This is a genomic window from Photobacterium damselae, assembly GCF_003026815.1.
GTDB classification, from domain to species: Bacteria; Pseudomonadota; Gammaproteobacteria; order Enterobacterales; family Vibrionaceae; genus Photobacterium; species Photobacterium damselae.
The window spans coordinates 17661-38394 of the sequence record NZ_PYOG01000028.1; the positions used below are offsets into that span (position 1 = coordinate 17661).

23 protein-coding genes are annotated in these 20734 nt (G+C 40.2%); all 23 read left to right on the forward strand.

Annotated features, from left to right (window positions below; genetic code table 11):
* Window positions 1-130 precede the first annotated feature (130 nt).
* Window positions 131-469, forward strand: coding sequence for a hypothetical protein (locus CTN07_RS18265; protein WP_036766456.1), 339 nt, complete (start codon window positions 131-133; stop codon window positions 467-469).
* A gap of 78 nt (window positions 470-547) precedes the next feature.
* On the forward strand, window positions 548-868 hold the full coding sequence (locus tag CTN07_RS18270) for a TrbC/VirB2 family type IV secretion system protein (RefSeq protein WP_036766457.1): 321 nt from the start codon (window positions 548-550) through the stop codon (window positions 866-868).
* A gap of 9 nt (window positions 869-877) precedes the next feature.
* Window positions 878-1165: a conjugal transfer protein TrbD gene (gene trbD, locus CTN07_RS18275; RefSeq protein WP_050787877.1), complete on the forward strand. Its 288-nt coding sequence runs from the start codon at window positions 878-880 to the stop codon at window positions 1163-1165.
* Window position 1166: 1 nt separating this feature from the next.
* A complete protein-coding gene (locus CTN07_RS18280; RefSeq protein ID WP_005307161.1) occupies window positions 1167-3569 on the forward strand; it encodes a VirB4 family type IV secretion/conjugal transfer ATPase in 2403 nt (800 codons plus the stop codon).
* Window positions 3562-4338 carry a P-type conjugative transfer protein TrbJ gene (trbJ, locus tag CTN07_RS18285; RefSeq protein WP_005307163.1) on the forward strand — a complete coding sequence of 259 codons (777 nt, stop codon included), beginning with the start codon at window positions 3562-3564 and terminating at the stop codon, window positions 4336-4338. The genes CTN07_RS18280 and trbJ overlap by 8 nt, the downstream gene beginning before the upstream one ends.
* Before the next feature lie 112 nt (window positions 4339-4450).
* Complete coding sequence (gene trbB, locus CTN07_RS18290) at window positions 4451-5392, forward strand: P-type conjugative transfer ATPase TrbB (RefSeq protein ID WP_005307167.1); 942 nt, start codon at window positions 4451-4453, stop codon at window positions 5390-5392.
* Between the two features lie 244 nt (window positions 5393-5636).
* On the forward strand, window positions 5637-5855 hold the full coding sequence (locus CTN07_RS18295) for a hypothetical protein (protein ID WP_036766459.1): 219 nt from the start codon (window positions 5637-5639) through the stop codon (window positions 5853-5855).
* Between the two features lie 8 nt (window positions 5856-5863).
* Window positions 5864-7159: a P-type conjugative transfer protein TrbL gene (trbL, locus tag CTN07_RS18300; RefSeq protein ID WP_005307169.1), complete on the forward strand. Its 1296-nt coding sequence runs from the start codon at window positions 5864-5866 to the stop codon at window positions 7157-7159.
* A 10-nt stretch (window positions 7160-7169) separates the two neighbouring features.
* Window positions 7170-7868, forward strand: coding sequence for a VirB8/TrbF family protein (locus tag CTN07_RS18305; RefSeq protein WP_005307173.1), 699 nt, complete (start codon window positions 7170-7172; stop codon window positions 7866-7868).
* Complete coding sequence (gene trbG, locus CTN07_RS18310; RefSeq protein ID WP_005307175.1) at window positions 7868-8740, forward strand: P-type conjugative transfer protein TrbG; 873 nt, start codon at window positions 7868-7870, stop codon at window positions 8738-8740. The genes CTN07_RS18305 and trbG overlap by 1 nt, the downstream gene beginning before the upstream one ends.
* Window positions 8737-9162 carry a conjugal transfer lipoprotein TrbH gene (locus CTN07_RS18315; RefSeq protein WP_036766460.1) on the forward strand — a complete coding sequence of 142 codons (426 nt, stop codon included), beginning with the start codon at window positions 8737-8739 and terminating at the stop codon, window positions 9160-9162. The genes trbG and CTN07_RS18315 overlap by 4 nt, the downstream gene beginning before the upstream one ends.
* A complete protein-coding gene (locus CTN07_RS18320; RefSeq protein ID WP_005307178.1) occupies window positions 9152-10339 on the forward strand; it encodes a TraB/TrbI/VirB10 family type IV secretion system protein in 1188 nt (395 codons plus the stop codon). Before CTN07_RS18315 ends, CTN07_RS18320 begins: the two co-directional genes overlap by 11 nt.
* Window positions 10340-10352: 13 nt before the next feature.
* Window positions 10353-11285, forward strand: a complete 933-nt coding sequence (locus tag CTN07_RS18325; RefSeq protein ID WP_005307180.1) for a hypothetical protein — start codon at window positions 10353-10355, stop codon at window positions 11283-11285.
* Window positions 11285-12745 carry a type II secretion system protein GspD gene (locus tag CTN07_RS18330; RefSeq protein ID WP_005307184.1) on the forward strand — a complete coding sequence of 487 codons (1461 nt, stop codon included), beginning with the start codon at window positions 11285-11287 and terminating at the stop codon, window positions 12743-12745. Before CTN07_RS18325 ends, CTN07_RS18330 begins: the two co-directional genes overlap by 1 nt.
* Window positions 12742-13875 carry a hypothetical protein gene (locus CTN07_RS18335; RefSeq protein WP_005307186.1) on the forward strand — a complete coding sequence of 378 codons (1134 nt, stop codon included), beginning with the start codon at window positions 12742-12744 and terminating at the stop codon, window positions 13873-13875. The genes CTN07_RS18330 and CTN07_RS18335 overlap by 4 nt, the downstream gene beginning before the upstream one ends.
* 10 nt (window positions 13876-13885) lie before the next feature.
* Window positions 13886-14437 carry a hypothetical protein gene (locus CTN07_RS18340; RefSeq protein ID WP_015389009.1) on the forward strand — a complete coding sequence of 184 codons (552 nt, stop codon included), beginning with the start codon at window positions 13886-13888 and terminating at the stop codon, window positions 14435-14437.
* A 1-nt stretch (window position 14438) separates the two neighbouring features.
* A complete protein-coding gene (locus CTN07_RS18345; RefSeq protein WP_005307192.1) occupies window positions 14439-15998 on the forward strand; it encodes a GspE/PulE family protein in 1560 nt (519 codons plus the stop codon).
* Window positions 15995-16984 (forward strand): hypothetical protein, encoded by a 990-nt coding sequence (locus CTN07_RS18350; RefSeq protein ID WP_005307196.1) that lies wholly within the window; start codon window positions 15995-15997, stop codon window positions 16982-16984. The genes CTN07_RS18345 and CTN07_RS18350 overlap by 4 nt, the downstream gene beginning before the upstream one ends.
* Window positions 16985-16995: 11 nt before the next feature.
* Window positions 16996-17559, forward strand: coding sequence for a hypothetical protein (locus CTN07_RS18355; RefSeq protein ID WP_005307199.1), 564 nt, complete (start codon window positions 16996-16998; stop codon window positions 17557-17559).
* A gap of 1 nt (window position 17560) precedes the next feature.
* A complete protein-coding gene (locus CTN07_RS18360) occupies window positions 17561-18052 on the forward strand; it encodes a type II secretion system protein (protein WP_015389006.1) in 492 nt (163 codons plus the stop codon).
* Complete coding sequence (locus CTN07_RS18365; RefSeq protein WP_005307202.1) at window positions 18049-18978, forward strand: type II secretion system protein; 930 nt, start codon at window positions 18049-18051, stop codon at window positions 18976-18978. Before CTN07_RS18360 ends, CTN07_RS18365 begins: the two co-directional genes overlap by 4 nt.
* A 15-nt stretch (window positions 18979-18993) precedes the next feature.
* Entirely contained in the window at window positions 18994-19461 is a 468-nt protein-coding gene (locus tag CTN07_RS18370; protein WP_107183738.1) for a hypothetical protein, read from the forward strand.
* A gap of 175 nt (window positions 19462-19636) precedes the next feature.
* Window positions 19637-20659, forward strand: a complete 1023-nt coding sequence (locus CTN07_RS18375; protein ID WP_005307118.1) for a trypsin-like serine peptidase — start codon at window positions 19637-19639, stop codon at window positions 20657-20659.
* Window positions 20660-20734: the final 75 nt, after the last annotated feature.

Sequence of the window (20734 nt, forward strand, 5' to 3'; positions counted from 1 at the left end):
CTAGTTGGCTCTCTATTGGATGCTCCATTATCGACATATGAAGACTACAAACTAAATCCCGAAAAATATAGAAAGTCTCAATTATTTTGGGAATTTATAACTTATTTTAATATTACTATTAAGGACAGATATGATTAAGCGCTTATTGCCACTTAAAAAATTATTAATAGATTGGATAATACCTTGGGTCGGCATATCTCTTATATTTTATCTTGTTACCTCTTTAGGATACTTTGCCATCTTTAAATATCCAGCTAAAGCTTTAGTTAGTTATGATAGGACAATTAGCGATTTAAATAGTCCTGAATTTAATTCAAAACTACTTGATTACTATAAAGATGGAAGCATAAGTTTCTATGAAAAATTTCAACTTGAAAGGTTAGAAAATAAAATCAAAGACCAAAGGTTTGAATCTCAACTTAAAGTTGAAAGTGACAAAATTATACAAAAACTGGAGGAAAATAATTAATAGAATCTATTTAATCTACATTAATTTTGTAACTAACCCTTTCTTTATTCAATACATCAATAGGAAAATATACAAATTATGAAAACCATTAATGCTATTATTTTAAATATTAGCTTATTTCTTTTTTCACTGTTTCCCTCTCTAGTTCATGCCTCTAGCACTGGTATGCCTTGGGAATCACCCGTTGAAAAAATTGTTAACTCTATAACAGGGCCTATTGCTTTCGGTATTTCTGTTTTAGGCATTGTTGCCGCTGGCGGTACACTAATTTTCGGAAATGCAGATCTATCTGGATTTATCAAAATGCTAATTGGTGTTGTACTTGTTATTGCGTTTATTGTACTAGCAGTCAATATTTTATCCTCCGTATTCGGCATATCTTCAACTCTTGTTATTTAAGGTGATGCAATGGACGATGAACCTTTAAATTATAGCCCTATTTTTGAGTTCAATCGTCCTCACTTATATATGGGTGGGGATCGTGAACTCGTCCTATCTTCATTGCTACTGTCTTTTATCTTAATTGTCGTGCTTCAAAATATCTTAGCCGCAATTCTAGGATTGGGACTAGCATTTGGCTCTATATGGGCATTTCGAACTCTCGCTAAAAGCGATCCCACTATGAGACACATTTTTATGCGTTCTCGTAAGTATCAAGCGTTCTATCCCGCGTTTAGCTCAAAACAAAGGAAGTGATATGTTTAAATTAAAATCATTTCGTGAAGGCATTCACGGCATGAGTGATCTACTAAACTGGGCCGCTCTTGTTAGTGATGGAACTATCCTTAATAAAGACGGGGCTTTTTCCGCTGGGTTTTTATACCAGGGCATTGATGTATCCAGTTCATCAAATACAGATCGTAACGATATCTGTATGCGTGTTAATAATGCTCTACGTGAGCTAGGCTCTGGCTGGATGGTACAAGTCGATGCCATTCGAACTAAAAGTGAAGCTTATGTTGATAAAAATAGTTCTTACTTTACTCACCCATTGCTTCAACTCATAGATGATTCAAGACGACTTTATTTTGAAAGCCAAGGCAATAAATTTACCTCAACCTATATCCTCATTGTTACCTATATGCCTCCGAGCCGACGAGCTAGTAAATTAGCTGATCTCGTTTTTGAAAAAGGTGAAAAGTCAAAGCAAATAAACTTTGCACAACGCAATTTGGATAGATTTAATTCTGCCGTTGATACACTGGCAACCCGTTTAGAAAGTGCATGTCATATAGAGCGATTAAGAGCCTACTTTGATGATACGTGTCAGGTTTGGTGTGATAGTTTCCTTTCTTACCTTAGTTACACTGTAACGGGTAATTGGCATCCAATAGCACTACCTCCGTGTCCTATGGCACTAGACAGTTTTATTGGTAGTGTTGATTTCCTCCCTGGCTTTACGCCTCGTGTTGATAAAGAGTTTATCTCAGTTATAACAATTGATGGGTTCCCGTCTGTTGCTCACCCGCAGTACCTAGCGGCTCTTGATGATTTAAGTATTCCGTATCGTTGGTCAACTCGGTTCATTTTCTTTGATGATTTTGAAGCTCAAAAATTACTCAAAACTGAACGTAAAAAATGGGAACAAAAAGTTATCTCGTTTAAGGATAAGCTACTCAATGTAGCAGATCCAAAAATTGATCAAGCCGCTGCAAGCATGGTAGCTCAATATCAACTGGCAGAAACGGCAATCAATAAAGGTGAATCAGCATACGGACAATACAGCTCAACTATCATTCTACGCCATACTGATATTGACGAGTTAAACGAACAAACTGAATATGTTGATAAATGTATTCGATATATTTCTGGTATGCACTGCCGAGTAGAAACAGTGAATGCAACCGATGCGTTTATTGGTACATTACCTAGTGATAGTGTCGCCAATATCAGAAAACCTCTGCTATCTGTTGATAATTTAGTGCATTTAATGCCCTTAAATTTTATCTGGACGGGAAATGAATTTTGTCCTTGCCCATTTTACCCGTCTAAATCACCACCATTATTAGTTGCATCTGCGCAAGGATCATCTGTTTTTCGTCTTAACCTTCATGTCGATGATTTAGGTCACACATTAATTTTCGGTCCTACGGGGGCTGGCAAATCAACACTGCTTGCCACTCTTGCCGCTCAAATGAATCGCTATGAAAATGCTGCTATCTATGCCTTTGATGTTGGCATGAGCATGTATGCGTTAAGTCAATGCGGTGGCCGTCACTATGATATCGGAAACGATACATCACAATTTGCACCGCTTTCTAATTTGGATACAGATTTTAGTTGGTGCAATAACTTCATTGAGCAGTTACTTGTTTTGCAAGGGCTAGTCATTAAGCCGACCCACAGAACCGCGATATACAATGCGTTAATGGCAATGAAAGGCAGTAATATCAAAACGCTATCTGAGTTTAGAACACAGTGCCAGAATGAAGATGTTAAGTCTCATATCGAGTATTACACTATTAATGGCAACGGTGGCGATCTCCTTGATGGTGAATCTGATGAATTTTCACTAAGTTCGCTTTCTGTGTTTGAAATTAAATCTTTGATGGATAGGGGAGATACAGATTGCGCACCAGTTTTGAGCTATATATTTAGACAAATTGAATTACGTTTAAAAGGTGAACCTGCATTTATTCTTATAGATGAAGGTTGGATTTCTCTAAAGAATGAAAAGTTCAAGAATATGCTAAAAGACTGGCTTCTTACACTAAGAAAACTCAATTGCGTTGTGATTTTTTCAACTCAATTACTCTCTGCGGCTATTGAATCTGGGATACTGGACGTTCTAATGGAATCTTGTCCCACAAAGATCTTTTTGCCTAACAGTGAAGCACTCAATATCAAGCATACCTACAAAACGTTTGGGCTTTCTAACGCGCAAATTAAACTGATTAAAGAAGGGACAAAAAAACGGGATTATTATGTTGTCCAGGGTAGTTCTTCGCGGTTAATCGATCTCTCTCTTGATGATATTGCTATCTCTGTCGTGGGTAGTTCTGACAAAAAATCACTTCTGCGAATAAAAGAGTTAGTAAAAGAGCATAACGAAAACTGGTATTTGTATTGGTTAAAAGAAAAAGGACTGGATTTTGCGTAAAAATACGAAATTAACTTACTTATCAATGCTTCTTAGCGGGCTATTACTATCAAGCAGTGCTCACTCTATTGCGGTTGTCTGTGTTAACTGCGCAACAAATACTCAAGCTCTACAAGCAAATATTGCTCAAGCAAAGGATTATATAGAGTCTGTACAACGAACATTAAATTCGATCAAGCAATTAGAAAACCAAATCAAAAACATGGCAAAAATTAGAGATATGGAATGGGGCGATATTGATTCTCAACTCCGTGATCTTTCTAACATTGCCAGTCAAGGTCAAGCTCTTACGCTTTCTGTCGAATCTCTAAATCGTGAATGGGATAATAAATTCCAAGGTTATGATGTTTATCGCCATCAAGCCAACTCACCTGAAAATACAACACGTCAATATAAGCAATGGAGTAACACCTTACGTGATACCTCTCGTAATGCTCTTAAATTTGCTAACCAAGTGGCCCAAAGTCGCAAAGACGATAACGACGCAATAAGAGAAATTCAATCTCATGTTAATAATGCTCAAGGAGCTGTTCAAGTAGCACAAGCATCTAATGAATTGCAAGTTCAAGCATTAGGATCATTACAAAAAGTACAAGCTCTCATGGAAACGGATATTCGAATGACAGCAACTGAAATATCAACAGCAAATGACAAGCTCGATGCACAAAAAGCGGCTGATGATCAGTTACATTCACGTAAATTGAGTGAAGAACTCAATTATCGAAATGGTGTGAACTGGTTTGATCGCCTTGGGAAAAAGCCTAATTAAACAAAACCTTTCTTTTCCACTAACTAGCTTACCCACATTACACACAAGGTCACTCCGATCGTTTTAATGTCTCCATTCCCATGTGGAAATGTGGATAAGCTAATGAGGTCCTATGCAAAATAATAAACGCATTGCCAAATCAATTAACTATCATATCGACCGATGCGGTTTAACTCCATTCCTCTCAAACGATTCTGTCACTGAGATAATGCTCAATCCTGATGGGAATTGTTGGATTGATGAATTTGGAAAACCTTATTATATCAGTCATAAGATTGAGCCTATACTGGCTCAAAACCTAATAAATGCGGTTGCCGATTCTGTTCAACTCATTGTCGATAGAGATCACCCAATCCTGGAGTGTGAACTTTATTCTGATGGGAGTCGCTTTGAAGGTGTTGTTCCTCCCGTAGTCCCAAATGTGTCATTTACTATTCGTAAAAAAGCAACACGAGTTTTCACCCTAGAAGATTATTTAGATAGTAAGATCATCACACAAGAGCAATTTGATTATATTTGCCAAGCCATTTCTGAACGTAAAAATATCCTGGTGGTAGGTGGAACGGGGTCAGGTAAAACAACCTTAGTTAACGCCATCTTAGCTAAGATGGCCGAACTCTTTCCTCATGAACGGCATCTCATACTAGAAGATACCAACGAACTACAGCCGAGTGCTGAAAATTCAGTTGTATTTCGCACTCACTCTCGCGCAAACGTCACTATGCGCGAACTCCTTCGAGCAACCCTTAGATATAATCCAAATAGAATTATCATTGGTGAAGTGCGCGGCGGTGAGGCATTAGAACTATTAAAAGCATGGAATACAGGCCATGAAGGAGGAATTGCAACAGTACACGCAAATAGTGCCGCGCTAGGGCTTGAGCGTATCGAGCAATGTATTGAAGAAGTTACACCCATTGCCAATAAGAGAATGATTGCCTCTACAGTTCATACCCTGATTTATATCGAAAAAAGTCATGAGGGACGCAAAATTAAAGAGATTTGTGAAGTTGTTGGTTATGACGGTAATCAATATTTGACAAATATTATCTGAGAATACGCTATGCAAAAGATACCTATCAAATATGCTCAATTTTCACACTCTTATCCCGTACTACATGTATTAACTTTAATTCTACTATTAGCAGCCATCATCACTATTTCAATTACATGCTTGTATTTCCATAACCTGCAAGCATGGCTTTATTTCATTCCGTGTCTTGCACTTATTCTGTTTTTTAAACAGGCATCATCATATAAGGCTCAATATCTATCACATCAAAATTAGGAAATTGCTCATGAAAACACAAAGTTTGACCAATGCCATTGCAGCACTTAGGGAACAAGTAAAAGCTCGTCACAGTGCTGATAAAACGGCCTTATTGCTTGCAACTGAACAAGTTAAAAAACAGGAACCTTATTCATCCCAAGTCCAACAGGCATTAATAGGTAATAGTGAAGGAAAAACACTCAAGACCGTAACCGCTCGATGGGTTAAACAGCGTTTACAACAGTAGAGGCTAATATGTATCGAATATATCTTATCTTCTGCCTGCTTCTCTTTAGTCCTCTCTCCCTTGCTAGCCAATCTGATAATGCCGTTGATAAGATCATGCAACGTTTCTATGAGCAAACATCAGCATGGGAGCCTATTATCCACAAATATACAATGTCGCTATTTGTGGGCTTGGTTACGATTAGCTTCGTCTGGGGGGCGGCGCAAGTCCTACTCAAGCAAGGCGGCGTTGTAGATGCCATTGTGTTTCTATTTCAAAGCACAATGTCTATCGGCGTTTCAATCTATTTACTTAGCGATGGTCCTAATTTATCAAGAGCCTTAATTGCCAGTTTTAGCAAAATCTCTGGGATTTTAGCAGGGACTAATCAGCAATTTAGTCCATCAGATATACTCGAATTTGGATTATCTATCGCAACAAAGATATGGGATAAAGCCTCTGCTTTTAGCATTATAAATGGCATTCTCCTCTCAGTAGTAGGACTCGTGATTATAGTGATCTTCGCTATGATTGCCGCTGAGATGATAGTGCTGATTGTTGGGGCCTATATGTTGGTTTCTGGCGGTACTATCATGCTAGCGTTTCTGGGTAGTGAATGGACTCGTAACTATGCCATGAACTACTTCACATCAGTAATAGGTATTGCTGCACAGTTATTCTTTATGCAATTAACCGTACTAATCGGTTATCAAGTTTTTTCTGCCTATCTAACACTTGAAGATACGTCCCTTGCATCAATAGCGATGCTTCTTGCTATGGCAATTGTTTATTTTGCTCTCATAAAAGTTATGCCTAACATCGCATCAAGTCTCGCTACTGGTAATTTCCGTTTCGGTAGCGGAAGTGCGGTTGCAGCAGCAACAGCAATCGCTGGAGCTGCCGCTGGTGCTGGATTACTTGCATCAGGTGTGGCAGGAGGAGCTAGCGGCGCGGCCATGAGTAAGTTTATGGCAAGTGATGCAGGAAAAAATATCCTATCTAAGTTTAGCTCTGCCACTCAATCAGCAATGAGTCATTCGCCTCAATCATTTGCAGCAATGAAAGGAGCGCAGGGAGCGGCAAAAGTAATGACAGGCGCAGGGAGTGTCGCTGGGAAAGCGGCAAAAGTGGGAATGCAAGCTTTAGCTAATCAAAGCCCTATAGGTAGAGCATTAAGTCAAGCTCATAGAAGTATGGGCGGGGCGAACCGTCCAAATCCAAATACCAACGACTCAACCACCGCAACACCAACGATGGCTGATGCAAAAAAGAATCAAGCCTCTCGCAATCTCGCCAAAGCCATGATGGATGAATTAAATAAATAGGAGAAATGCTGTGTCAGCAAATAGTGATAACAATGATATCGCACTAGAACGAGCCAAAGAGTTATCCATTCTTTATCAAAAAGGTCGTCAAGAATGGGATGAACGAATGGGAAGTGCAATATCACAAGCCCATTCATGGAAAATGGCCTGTTTTGGCCTAATCCTCGTCTCTTTATCCGCCGTAGCTGGCATTGCTTATATCGGTAGCCAGTCAAAGATTGTTCCGTATGGCGTGGCTCTACAAAATAATCAAGCTATTCCTATCGGCCCATTAGCAAAAATGCCGCCATCTCAAATCAATGCTCTACATGAAAAACAACTTCGTGAATTTGTTGAAGCTAGGCGTTCAGTCTTGGTTGATGTATCAGCACAAAAAAAGTTGATTGAAGACGTATATTCAATGCTAATGCCAAATACTCCCGCTCTAACAGCAACGTCTCGATATTACAAAAATCACAATGTTTTTGAGCGGGCTCAAACGGAATTAGTCACAGTGAATATAACCAGTGTTCTACCTATTTCTGAAAATACCTTTCAGGTTGAATGGGAAGAAACGATCACTTCTCGAAATGGACAAGTAAGGCCATATATAAAACGATTTAAAGCAACAGTGAATACGTTTGTCTCGATACCAACCGATACTAAGGAGCTCAATAGAAATCCTCTTGGCTTTTTTATTCGAACCTTTAACATTGTGGAATTACAGTAATGCAAAAAACTAAATTGTTCGCATTAGGGCTACTGGTATCCTGTAGTTCTTATGCAAATATCGTCCCGCCTCTCTCTCAAGACTCCCTCGACTTTCTTAGCCCTGATATCCCTCTTTCTACTGTTGAGCGTGCAGGCGTTAAACTGGCTCAAAAATGGATAAATGGAAAAACAAAACCAATCACGCGAGGGGATGGTAGCGTCACTTACTTTTATGGTGCGGTGATGCCAACGGTGGTGTGCTCACCCTTAAATCTATGTGATATCCAATTACAACCAGGAGAAGAAATTTTACCAAAGGGACTTAATGCCAGTGATACCGTTCGTTGGACTATTACACCAATGGTATCAAATTCACCGAATGATCAAATTACGCATGTCATGGTTAAACCAACAGATTCAGGTTTAACATCAAACTTAGTCATTGGTACAAATAAGCGAACCTACAATATCAAGCTGATTAGTCGTCAAAAAGAATGGATGCCAACAGTTAACTTTGATTATCCAGAAGTGATTAGCCAAACATTAGAATCACTTTATACCCGCACCAAAGAAGCAAAAGAGCGAAAAATTCTTGGTAATGGCCTTAGCATTGATGATCTCGATTTTAACTACAAAACCCAAGGTCAGGCTGATTTTGTTCCTATTCGTGTTTACAACAACTCGGTGAAAACCATTCTTGAAATGCCCCGCAGTGTTGCTACTGGAAAGTTACCTACACTACTGGTAGTTAATGATGGCCGCCGTGAACAAATCAACTATCGCTATAAAAATGGCCGTTTCATTGTCGATGGTCTACCAAAACAAATCATCTTATTACTTGGTTCTGGCAAATATCAGAAATCAGTCTTAATCACTAAGGGGGATAGATGAAGCGTGTATTATTTCTCTTAGCTCTCTTACTAGGTGGATGTGCCAGTTACGACGCTGACAAGTACGGTAACTATAATGACGTGGTATTAACTGATTTTGAGGCCAAAATTATTGCTAATGACATTACTCATTATCTGCAACAAACGATTGGGGTAAAAGGAGTCATTAATCTCAACCGAGATAACAGCACATTTGCTCGTGTTTTAGATGAAACCTTGCGCTATAGCGGTATTGGAGTCACACAGCAACAAGCAATTTATCCAGAGGTGAATTATCGAATTGAGCAGCTTAACCAATCTCAATTTGTTGTCACTATTATTATAGGTAAAGGTCACTTTTCCAAAATATGGGCATTAGTTGATAATAAATTAGTCCCATTACCTACCAGAACGATTTTTGGAGGGAGAGAACTTGGATATTAAAGGTTCAATTAGTGGATTAGGGACGGGAGCCAGAAAGATCGCTAATAAAAAGATCCTTGCGGTCATTTCTTTTATCCTCTTCTTTATTGTGCTTGTCACTATGATGGTGATTGCTGGTAAAGGCCAACAAAAACAATCACAGGCACAGTCACAAGAACAAACTACGCAACAAAACGCATTAGATGTTGACCAAAGTCTTAATATGAGCTTGGCTTCTGCACCTTCTGAAAATGTTATTCCCTCAAAACAGGCAATTATGGAAGCCAAAGAAGAGGTAGCAAAAAAAGAAGAAGATTTACGCCAGGCTAATGATGAGAACAGCATTGAAAATCGTTTGAAAGAGGAGGCCATTAAAGAATATTTGGTCATGAGGCGAGCAAAATCACAAGCTCTTCTAGCCGCACTTAAAGCCCCGACTCATATTGAGTATGAAAAAACCAATAGCCCTAATGCTGCAAATAGTACCCTTGATGAAGCTAAGGCTCACTTGGCTGCACTAGAAAAAATGAGAGATGGTGTAAGTGGCACTGGCAACCCTAAAGCAGAAACTAAAAGTACGCTCGATGGTTACTTAGATAACACAAGAACGGCTCTCTCAAGCCCTTATACATTGTCTATAGGGACGTTAATACCCGCAACTCTGGGCGGGGCATTAAATTCAGATATTGCAGGAACCGTAACCGCTACGATATCCCAAAATGTCTATGACAGTGCGACGGGTTCTACATTGTTATTTCCGCAAGGAGCTGAATTAGTTGGACAATACAACGGGCAAGTAGCATTCGGTCAAGAACGCTTACCAGTTCAATGGTATCGAATTAACTTCCCCGATGGCTCTACTGTTAATTTACGTGGTATGAGCGGAGTTGATGTTGAAGGACAAACGGGCTTTGAAGGTGATGTTAATAATCACTACTGGCGACTGTTCGGACAATCAACCTTGTTAGGCTTAATTGCAGGAGGTACAACAGCGGCCATATCCACAAATGATAATGGTGATAGTGTGAGTCCAAGTCAAACTATTGCTAATGGCGTGATACAGCAGTATTCACAAGTGGGTACTACCTTAATCCAAAAAAACTTACAGATAGCACCGACTATCACCGTCCCTAGTGGTTATGAATTTAATATCATTCTAACCAAAGATATCGTTATTCCTCCTTACTCAACAAAATAACGGACCTTCAATAATGAAATTGACGTATATCCACACAGCTATTGTGGGGGTGATGTCGCTTGCGCTTCATCCGTCCTATTTAGCAGCACAACCTATCGCACAACTCATTAGTAATGATGGCCACGAACAAATCGTGATCCAAAATATTCCCAAACCACCTCCCTTTATTGCACCAACCAGAAATGAGGTGAAAGCAGAAAATATCTACCAAGAAAGAAAACCTCTTCCTGTAATAACGGAGAAAACGCCTGTAAAACATATAGCACAACATTTACCCAAACAAGGGAGAGAGAAACCAAAAGGCATCCAAAATTTACCAAGTCAGGCTAAATCTTTACCACCTATAAGAGCAGATTTAGCAGCTAAAGCCAAAAGTAAACCACCACTACTAAAAAAGTTACCACCTCAAAGCATAAATGCTTCTGCTGAGCCTAGTTTTTATGTATCTCAAGGCCAAACCTACATGACGGCCATTCGAAATTGGTTAACCCAAAATAAGCTCTCGCGGGTTGCTTGGTCATTGCCACCGGCAACGGTTGCGGCTCTAAATACACCATCGAGCAATGGTAATTTATTTAAAGGCGATATTGAGAGTGTCATTAAGCAAGTCGGTGATAAGGTCGGGAAACCGCTATATTTCAGTCGCAATGCTAAGGGAATGGCCGCTATCCATAACATAAAGGGCAGTGTTGATATTCTGTGGATCAACGGTGCAACCATCAAAGATGCGGTAAAAAATCTAACACTTCAATATCACTGGCAATGGAAAAACGGTGACAACAGTTCGTGGATGGCACCTGATAACTACACGCTGATTGCCCCTTATCCCGTTGTCGCCCCTCGTGGTGATTTTGCTTACGCCTTAAATACCGTTCTTGACGGCTATCCCGTACAAGCTCAATTGCTATATGCCACTAAAAATATCTTTGTCGTGGAGAAAGAATAATGCAGTTCATTAGAACAAAAGTCGCAATACTGGTCAGTATTACCTTGCTACAAGGTTGCGTTTCTCAAAGTTACCTGGATAACAAAAAACAAGCTGAACAACTACAACAACATATGGATGAAATTAGACCTACAGGCGTACTGGCTAATGTAGAGAGTATTTCTCGTCCTCCCATTAACATTACCCCCATAGAAACAGAACATGCGATTGCCTGGCTCAACGATAACATTCATGTTCAAGTTTCTGGATTGCCGTTATCACTCGTTTTAGATACGGTACTCAAGGGAACAGGAGCCCAAGTTATCTTTTCTAGTGATGTTCGAGCCAATACTCCCGTTTCGATTAATGCTGATACGACTCGCCAGAATATTTTGAACCTATTATCCAGCCAAACAGGTTATGGATTTGCACCTAGCGAGCACAGCCTTTCAGTTCAACGCTATCTCACCGAAACCTTCATGATTAATTTGCCTACTGGCACAATCACCAGCCAGCAAGGCTCACAAGGTGAAACCAAAGGCGAAGGCGAAAACACCAAAGTTGAAGGTCAGTTTATTAATGCTGCCATTGAAAGTCAGAACGCATTCAATGAAATCGCAAATGCTATCAAAGTGGTACTAAAATCAGATAGCGAAGATAACAAACTGATTGGTGATGTTCAGTCGGTTCCGTCAATGGGCAGTATCACCGTTAGAACAACACCTAGTCGCATGGCTCAAGTTCGCCAAGTTGTTGATAAATTCCAGCAAGAGTTGGCTAAACAAGTCTTGTTAGAAATTACCGTATTGGAGTTCCGCTCGAACCTTGGAAAAGATCAAGGGATTGATTGGCAACTGTTAAAGAACGTTGGTGATGGCACAATTAAGTTTTTAATTCCAGGAACAACCGCAACCGCCACAGGCAATCCTGCGGGACTCGCGTTTACAGGCACAGGGAAATGGGACGGCACGACTGCCTTTATCAAAGCACTTGAAGAACAAGGAACGGTATCAACTCAAACGCCTATCTCAATGCTGACTATTAGCGGTTATCCTGCACGAATTTCACAAACCATAACCACCCCGTACTTATCTGATGTCTCAACAGAAGTCACAGAAACAACAACCTCAACCTCCACTACACGCGATAAAGTAGTTGAAGGGGTTGATATGATGGTCAATGCCAAAGTACAAAAAGGGGTTGTCTCATTGCGAGTCACGGGAAAACTGACAAAGATTGCGGGAGATACAACAGAAAAAATCAATGATGCCACGTTGCGTTTTATCAAAACTCGTGATGCCGATTTAAGTTTTGTTAATAAGCTACGCTATGGGCAAACCGTTGTCATTGGTTCAATCAAGCAACAATCAACGGGAGCCAATAAGAGTTCATCATTTGGGATTGACGGACTCGGTATGCAATCTACGACTAATGAGACCGTTGAAACGCTTGTGTTACTCACACCAAGGAGAACACAGTGAATATAGCTACTTTCTTTAAAGCCAGTATTCAAACCGTCAGCAAAGAAAGTTTTAAACGCCAACATCCATCCCCTTATCTCTACTTCACTATTCGTAATGGGTTTTATCATCTTTACACCAGTCAAGAGCCAAGTTTCGCTCTCGCTGAAGCGTGGTTGAAGAAAATAAATAGCTCGGAATGGGGATTAATTGAACCGCTTGATAATAACCAGTTCTTTTTCATGTTTGTGGGAAAAGGCGACATTATCAAAGCATATGTTGGCTCGTTTGAACAACTGGATTCAGTCTTACTAGAACGTTGTAAAGTCCTGTATATCGTTGACTCAAATCAACTGGCTTCAAGCCTTGAGTCTTCTCAGCACCAAGCTTTACTTAAATATCATGTAGAGCCATTATCACCACTGACACCGTCTGAACTGGCACCTTTTGCCCTAAAAAAGCATAAAAAGATACCGATAAAAGCCATCTCTCTTTTGGCTCTGTTAACGATCCTTGGAATAGCGGGATCTTATGCCTATCGGGAAGCCACAAAACCTGAGCCCTTACCCCCACCAGTGGATCCGTATCTGGCTTATCGAACAACCGTGAATCAATCGTTTTTTGCCCCTGAAATACTGCATAACGCTTTATCGTTAGGAGCGATAGGAAGCGGATTACCGTATGGATGGCAATTTAAAACGGTTTCACTGCAAGGCGACGCAATCAACTTAACTGCAGAACGAACCTCTAACGGTCAACGCACTGTGATTATGAGCTGGCTAAAGCAACATCCTCAGCTTTTACCTTACAGCCAAGTATCGTTAGATTCATTAAGCATTACTATTCCTCTGCTTCAAACATTGCAGAAATGGCACAACAAAATCATGCCTACTGAGCCGTCATTATCGAGTGTCATTGACACTCAAGTTGCGCTGGGCTGGCAAATGACGGAGCTCACTACCGATAATGGGTTAGTTTCTACCACGTCTCATTGGACGGCCACAAAAGAAACAGCTCTCTCTGAATTAGCATCATTCAGTCAAATGGTCTCGCAACTGCCTGTGACAATCACAAAATTAGACATAACGCCAAGTGGAGCCGTTGGATATTTTAAGATCCAAATCCGATTTGCGTTTATGGGTCAAAAATAAAAGGTTCACAATGAAAAAACACATAAAATGGATAATACTTGGAGTCGTTACGGTTCCTACTATAGGGTATTTATTTTATCCTCAGTCACCAGCACCAAGCCCCGTTCAACCCGTATCTCAAGATCAAAACATCACAACACCGTCTCTGCCTGAGCCCCCTAAATCTCAACCCTCAATTGTGATCCAACTGGACTCAAATGCAGAAAAAATCATTCAAAAATCCAATGAGTTAGTTCAGAAAAAATTAGACGATGCACTGAATAAACTCGACATTGAAGTGCGCACGCCTATGACATATCAAGTACCTGATATGTCAAAAACGTTCCTCACTGACGAAGATACGGGCTTTGAAACACCCACAATGAATCCATTAGACCAAGTTCAATTTCGTGGCTTAATTGGAAATGGGAAAAATCAAACAGCTTATTTGTCTATTGCTGATAACGCCCCCTTTAAGGTTCAAGTCGGCTCTATCTTTCAAGGAATTAAAGTTACCCGTATTTCGCCTAATGGCATTGAAATACGCAAAGGAAAGCAAACCCGACTTTTAAAAGGAGAGTGATATGAATCATACGGTATTACGAGATCCGACTATTACTCGTTTATGCCTAGATGATGGTCATACTTGTGTCACTGAGCAGGGCGAAATTCTCTGCGCCAACCCTCACAGTGCAAAACTGGATGATATTATCGAAGCGGTTCAGTCATTGTCTTTCATGGCTGGACAATCTCCAATCATCACCTCGGTATCTCAAGATTATATTGAAACGTTACTTGAAGTTCTGACTCATTCTACCCACTCACCACAAGATAAAGAGAAAGAGTCATTATTAGGATTGCACCTGGTTGCTCTTTGCCAAGCTGCGGTCGATAAGGGAGCCAGTGACATTCATATCGAAGTGTATCGAAAGACCACTCGTTATCTGATTCGTGTCGATGGTAGGCGTGAAATATTAGCTCGATTTGCCGATGGTCAAAGTGCACTGCACCAGGACAGAAGCAAAGGGATTGATTTATCGTCTTATGTCTTTTCTACCCTAGGAAATCAAGATGTTAATGAACGCGAACCCGCTAATGACAGTTTTGATGTCAACTTAACATGGAATGAAAAACCTAAGACCTTTGAATTTCGAGCAGCACTCATGCCCCTTGATAGAGGCATCAAACTCACACTTCGTTGCCTAACCCCTCGTGATAAACCGTTAGAACTCTCTGACATGGATTTACCCTCCAGTTATACCGACCAGCTTATTAGAGCAGTCAATCAACGAGGCGGGGCCATTGTGATCACAGGGCCAATGGGAAGTGGTAAATCTTCTTTAATTTATGCTCTGCTCGATACGGTAGACAGTACCGCTCGTTGTATCCATTCATTAGAAGATCCTGTTGAATTTGAACAAGCAGGGATATGCAAAACGGCGGTAGAGCCCAATACAGAAACCAAATTAGGCTCAGGGATCTATAAAGACTACGCATATTATGCCAAGGAGCAATTGCGCCACGATATTGATGTTGCACCATTTGGTGAACTTCGAGATCACGCAGCAGCTAAAGAGTTTTGCCGAAAAGCAGAAACAGGCGGGCTCGCTATCACTACGTTGCATACAAACTCGGTGTTAGGTATTCCTCAAACCTTTATCGAACAAATGGGGATCTCTCCAGCGATTGTTGCCGCCCCTGATTTGATGCGCTTATTTGTTCACCAAAAGCTGGTCAGAAAACTATGCCCACATTGCGCTTTAAGTTACCAGGAGGCCATAGAGTCACCTCGAACAAAAGCCAAAGCACAATTGCTGTCTACACTCTTGCCTAATCATTATCAACATTGCCGTGTTAAATCACCGCAAGGATGTTCAGCCTGTGGTGGAAAAGGAGAAAAAGGGCGCTTAGTAGTTATGGAGTTGGTCGTTCTCGATGATAGTGATCGCCAATATATTTTTGCTCAAGATTACCTGGCATGGAAACAATCGTTGAAATCAAGAGGATGGCCTGACATTCGAGATCATACGTTATCGCGTATCAAGCGAGGACAAGTTGATATTGAATCAGCGTCTGAGCAAATTAATGATTTGATGCCAATCAAAGCAGATGAAGTGTACAAGAACATGATGGAGGAATTGTGAAATCCTTCAATCAGTTATTGTTTTTTAAGAACGAACAAATCACGCTGCTTGAGCAATGGAAAAACTGTGATGAGTACGGATTAACCACCAAACAATTTTGTGAAGCCTTAATTGAAAATGGCACTTCGGCCACAAAGGAAATTGGACAAGCAGGACGAGATGCCCCCGCTCATGGCAAACACTTCACCGATGTGCTGATGGATTGGATGCCACCTATGATTGTCTGTGCTATTGCCACCGCTGAAAAAGCGGGTGATAGACAAGCAGGGTTGGATGCAGCAATCAACCAACTTCAAGGTGGACAAAACATCATCTTCAACATTGTTAAAGCATTGTGGTTCCCCTTTGTCTTAATGATAGTGACAGGCGCGTTAGGTCTATATGTCTCTGATGAAATATTGAAAAGTTTGACTGAAAAGGAGGGCATGGGGCAAACCATGAACACCATTGTATCAACGTATGGGCTTCCCATTGCCATTATGCTGATAGCTTTACTGATAGCGACAGCATTAGCACTTCCCACACTCACGGGAGCCCTTAGAAAGAACCTCGATAATCTCCCCATTTTCTCTATCTATAAAACGGCTACCGCAGCCAGTGTGCTTAATACACTTGGCAACCTCTTAGCCTGTGGCCTTAAACTCGATGATGCACTTCAAGCGATGGGAACAAACAGTGTCCCTTATGTTCGAGCACATATTGAGCTTATGCGGCAACAGCGGATAGGACAAATGAATCTCGGTGAAATCGTTGATACAGGACTTATTCTGCCATTTGAACTTGGCACATTAAAGATCCTTGGTGGGCACGCTGAATACGCAAAACTCTTACTGAAAAGTGCTCACAATCATCAAACCAACGTAGATAAGCGTTTAAGTCGAATGTCCAATTCACTGAATAAAATTGGCTTGCTTTTAGTTATCTCATTACTTGGCGGATTAATTGGAACCGCTATTTCTCAACTTTTATCCACAGTTAATTTTTAAAGGAAAATACCATGCAATACCCAGTATCAACTCAAATCAATCAACAACAAACACAAGAAGAAAAAAACATGGAGCAGAACACATCAAACCAAGCCTTCTTTAAAAACAAACAACGAGGTGCCAGCCTTGAAAACTTCATCTTCTGGATGATCGCTGCCAGTTTAATCCTGGTTGTTATCGTGGGTCTTTACATGAAAGCAACCAGTGGCGCACGTAACATGACCGTGAAATCGGATGTAGGAGTGATCATTGCAGCCAGTCAGCAATGGGGCGGAAACAACAAGACAGGAATTAGTATGACCAAACTGTGTGAAGCAGGCAGTCATTACCTGACCAATGAAATTTGTGGTGCAGCGAAAAACGGTACGAACGCTAACCCGTATGGCGGAAATTACGCGATTAAAGTTGATCCAGCAAATCCATCTCGTGTTCAAATTGACATCACAGGTATTGATGCCAATTACGTAAATGTTGTTGCTAATGATCTTGCACCGCTTTCTTTCGATAACTGCCGATTAGCCGATGGCTGTGCAACGCTCAAGAAAACGGGTAACTCTGTCACTTTGACTCGATAATATGAAAAAAAATCAGCAAGGGTTCACTTTGACAGAACTTGTGCTGACATTCGTTGTAGTGGGGGTTATCCTCGCTACAACAGTGCCATTACTGCTTTCTAAGCTGTCAATGCAGCAACAACAAAATGAAATCGACCAAGCCATTTCATTAACGTTAGAACGATTGCAAGATCAAGTCAGTAAACGCATTGAAGAATGCTCAATTTCACACATTGTTACCGTCAATGAACTCGGTTTACCCACACAAACGTTGCATACCTTACCTCGTCTTCATGTCTCAATCGGAACCAACGGCAAAATCATCAGTAATGTATCGCTTTCTTTTGAATTAGCGACAGAAGCTTTTGCACAACAAATCCAGCATGGAACAACGTTAACCCAAGTATGGCTCACTCGTCATGGTAAGCAACTCTCGATTACTCAACCTGTCTCGTATTTAGATTCTCAATTAAAACGGATGAACTATGACGCGACCACGGGATGTTTTAAATGAAAAAACAAAAAGGGTTTGGATTAATAGAAACCATTATGGCACTCGCTATATTAGGTATCGTTTCAACCATGATTATCAAAGGAGTTAATAAATACAATCAGATTCAACAAGCTAAAGCTTATGCCGCTCATATCGAGCGAGTGATTAATCAATTACAGAAATACCAATACAAAAAAGTGACCATCGATCATATATCGCCATCATCAAAAAATGTATGGCCGACAAACCTAGATGGCCTCATGATTGCCAGTCAATTTTGGCCCCAATGCAGTTTAGTTGATGAACAAGCGCATCGTTGTGTACGTCCTGACTCTGTACCTTGGACAACAAGAAAATTAGGTTACAGCGTCACGTCAACAAACCCAACGAAAGCTGAGTTAATCCTTCCATCCCCTCCGACCGAATGGGCTTCACCACTTAAACGACTTCCGTTTGCCGTAACCCAAGGTAACGGAGATATAAAAATTAGTGTTGAAGATCCTTTGTTGTCGCAAGTATTTGATGGCTTGCAGCAAGATTGGTTGAAGAAAGATGGTTCAACCGAACTAACTAAAACCTGGGATGTTGGCAATCAATCAATTTTGAATGCAAAAAAATTCAGTGTTCGTACACAAACAGGAACCCAACTCAGAATTGATGCTGGAACCGTCAAAGAGTTTTTAGCACGTCATAATGACCGTGTTTATAAAAGCTCTTGGTCTTGTCCAGAAGGCTTGAGACAAACTATTCATGTTAGTGCTCATGCACCAATGGCCCCCAATTCGAGTACAGAATATGTTGGTATATCAAACTTCAAACCTTACGCGATTGATAGGGGATCTTTCTATGAATTGAATTTTGACTATAACGCCAAAATTAAATCCACAGGAAAATGGGCTCGTATGCACTCTGGCTTTTTAAATGTCCGTTTAAATTGTGACCAATAACAAAAGGATATATTTATGTATAAATTACTCTCTTTTATATTTGTGTTTTCGGTATCAACAACTGTATACGCAAAAGTAACGGATGCTGATGTCGATAGAGATATGCACAATCTTGCTGCACAAAATCATTTTGTAACCCAAGGCGATATTGATAACCAATGGAATTGGTATAATAAGCCACCTAATGAAGTATCAACAAACAAATGGAAACCATTATTTCGCGGATGCAGCAATAATTTTACGTTACGTAATGGTGTATCCCATTACCAAGAGGTATTAGTCACTGGTGTTGGCTCATTAAAGGCGCAAACAGGATCTATCATTATTCCGGTTAATGGGCGCCCGACAGGAAAGTATGTGATTCCATTTGATAGTAACGGAAGAACCAATGATTACATCTATTTTGTTTTTGCATCTGATCACTCGGTCAAAGTTGTCGCAGAAGAATATGGAAAATGTATTACGGGGTTATATGTAAGATAATTACTGTAAGATATTCATTTAAAATTAACTCTCATGTTGTAAGATCCAAAATTAATTATTTTTCTATTTAATAACAGTATCTTACAACATTAATCCAATCTTAGATCCTTCGACAATAACAGTCTAATTTGATATACTTTTTTCAAGATAAAACAATAACCTAAAGGGATTTCCCATGAAACAAATCAGTTTGCTAGCATTAGGCATTACTAGCCTTTTTTCCGTACCAAGCTACGCCGTAGAAGACGGTGTCTCTCTTTCATGGGATAAATACCCGTATATAGTTGAGTCTCAATGCACTGGAACCGTCATTGCTGGTAAATATATATTACTTGCAGGTCATTGCGGTGCATCTATTGATAATCCATTCCCTAGGGTCGTAAACTTTGCTGATGGCTCAACAATGATGCCAATACATAGAAATGCAGAACCATATTATCAAGAAAAAAAATCTGCTGATATTGCGCTCTGGACGTTACCAAAAACCGCGCCAATGAATACAATAGCGTTTATTGATAACTTAAATGACCCTAATACAATTCCTACCGTAGGAGATAAGGTAAGTTTTATTGGTTTTGGCCAAAATGATAATATCCCCCGCTTAGGAAAAGGTATTAACTCCATAATAGAAGAATATCCATCTGTTTTGATATATGGTAATTCACAATCATATTCCGTCCCTGGTGATAGCGGTGCTCCTGTTTTTAATGAACAAAATAAAATTATTGCCATCAATTACGCTGGAGCGGGAAGCATTGACCGCAACCAAAATGGTGTAAATCTTCGCTTTGTTAAAGACTGGCTATTACAAAATATCAACGCATGGCATAGCCCAACAGAACTTAAATTTACAGGTTCTAATACTATCGAGATTCAGTCACTACATGTTAAGAATACGAATCTTGCACTTCGCCAGAATAATGGTGCATTATCAAGTGGTGATGTGACGGTTACTGGTGGCTCATGTATCACTGATGGTGACGTAACACCTTTTGGTACTTGTACTCTTGAGCTATCTTCGACAGGCGGTGAAGGTCACATCATGCTAGATGATGGTAATACTATTACGATCAACCGAGCACCTAAACCTGAGCCAAAACCAGATCCACAACCAAGCAACGGTGGCGGTTCTGGTGGTTCAATGGGATATCTAAGCTTACTTGGCTTACTTGTATTGGCTTTTAAACGTAAAAAATAATACATATTGCATTTATGAATAATGAAGATTCCAGCACCAAAAAGCAAACGTCACAAGAAATGATCATATATTCAT

Bases quoted from the DNA above. Each gene is read 5' to 3' on its own strand.
- CTN07_RS18265 (WP_036766456.1), top strand. From the start codon at position 131: ATGATTAAGCGCTTATTGCCACTTAAAAAATTATTAATAGATTGGATA.
- CTN07_RS18270 (WP_036766457.1), top strand. From the start codon at position 548: ATGAAAACCATTAATGCTATTATTTTAAATATTAGCTTATTTCTTTTT.
- trbD (WP_050787877.1), top strand. From the start codon at position 878: ATGGACGATGAACCTTTAAATTATAGCCCTATTTTTGAGTTCAATCGT.
- CTN07_RS18280 (WP_005307161.1), top strand. From the start codon at position 1,167: ATGTTTAAATTAAAATCATTTCGTGAAGGCATTCACGGCATGAGTGAT.
- trbB (WP_005307167.1), top strand. From the start codon at position 4,451: ATGCAAAATAATAAACGCATTGCCAAATCAATTAACTATCATATCGAC.
- CTN07_RS18295 (WP_036766459.1), top strand. From the start codon at position 5,637: ATGAAAACACAAAGTTTGACCAATGCCATTGCAGCACTTAGGGAACAA.
- trbL (WP_005307169.1), top strand. From the start codon at position 5,864: ATGTATCGAATATATCTTATCTTCTGCCTGCTTCTCTTTAGTCCTCTC.
- trbG (WP_005307175.1), top strand. From the start codon at position 7,868: ATGCAAAAAACTAAATTGTTCGCATTAGGGCTACTGGTATCCTGTAGT.
- CTN07_RS18315 (WP_036766460.1), top strand. From the start codon at position 8,737: ATGAAGCGTGTATTATTTCTCTTAGCTCTCTTACTAGGTGGATGTGCC.
- CTN07_RS18325 (WP_005307180.1), top strand. From the start codon at position 10,353: ATGAAATTGACGTATATCCACACAGCTATTGTGGGGGTGATGTCGCTT.
- CTN07_RS18330 (WP_005307184.1), top strand. From the start codon at position 11,285: ATGCAGTTCATTAGAACAAAAGTCGCAATACTGGTCAGTATTACCTTG.
- CTN07_RS18340 (WP_015389009.1), top strand. From the start codon at position 13,886: ATGAAAAAACACATAAAATGGATAATACTTGGAGTCGTTACGGTTCCT.
- CTN07_RS18345 (WP_005307192.1), top strand. From the start codon at position 14,439: ATGAATCATACGGTATTACGAGATCCGACTATTACTCGTTTATGCCTA.
- CTN07_RS18355 (WP_005307199.1), top strand. From the start codon at position 16,996: ATGCAATACCCAGTATCAACTCAAATCAATCAACAACAAACACAAGAA.
- CTN07_RS18360 (WP_015389006.1), top strand. From the start codon at position 17,561: ATGAAAAAAAATCAGCAAGGGTTCACTTTGACAGAACTTGTGCTGACA.
- CTN07_RS18365 (WP_005307202.1), top strand. From the start codon at position 18,049: ATGAAAAAACAAAAAGGGTTTGGATTAATAGAAACCATTATGGCACTC.
- CTN07_RS18370 (WP_107183738.1), top strand. From the start codon at position 18,994: ATGTATAAATTACTCTCTTTTATATTTGTGTTTTCGGTATCAACAACT.
- CTN07_RS18375 (WP_005307118.1), top strand. From the start codon at position 19,637: ATGAAACAAATCAGTTTGCTAGCATTAGGCATTACTAGCCTTTTTTCC.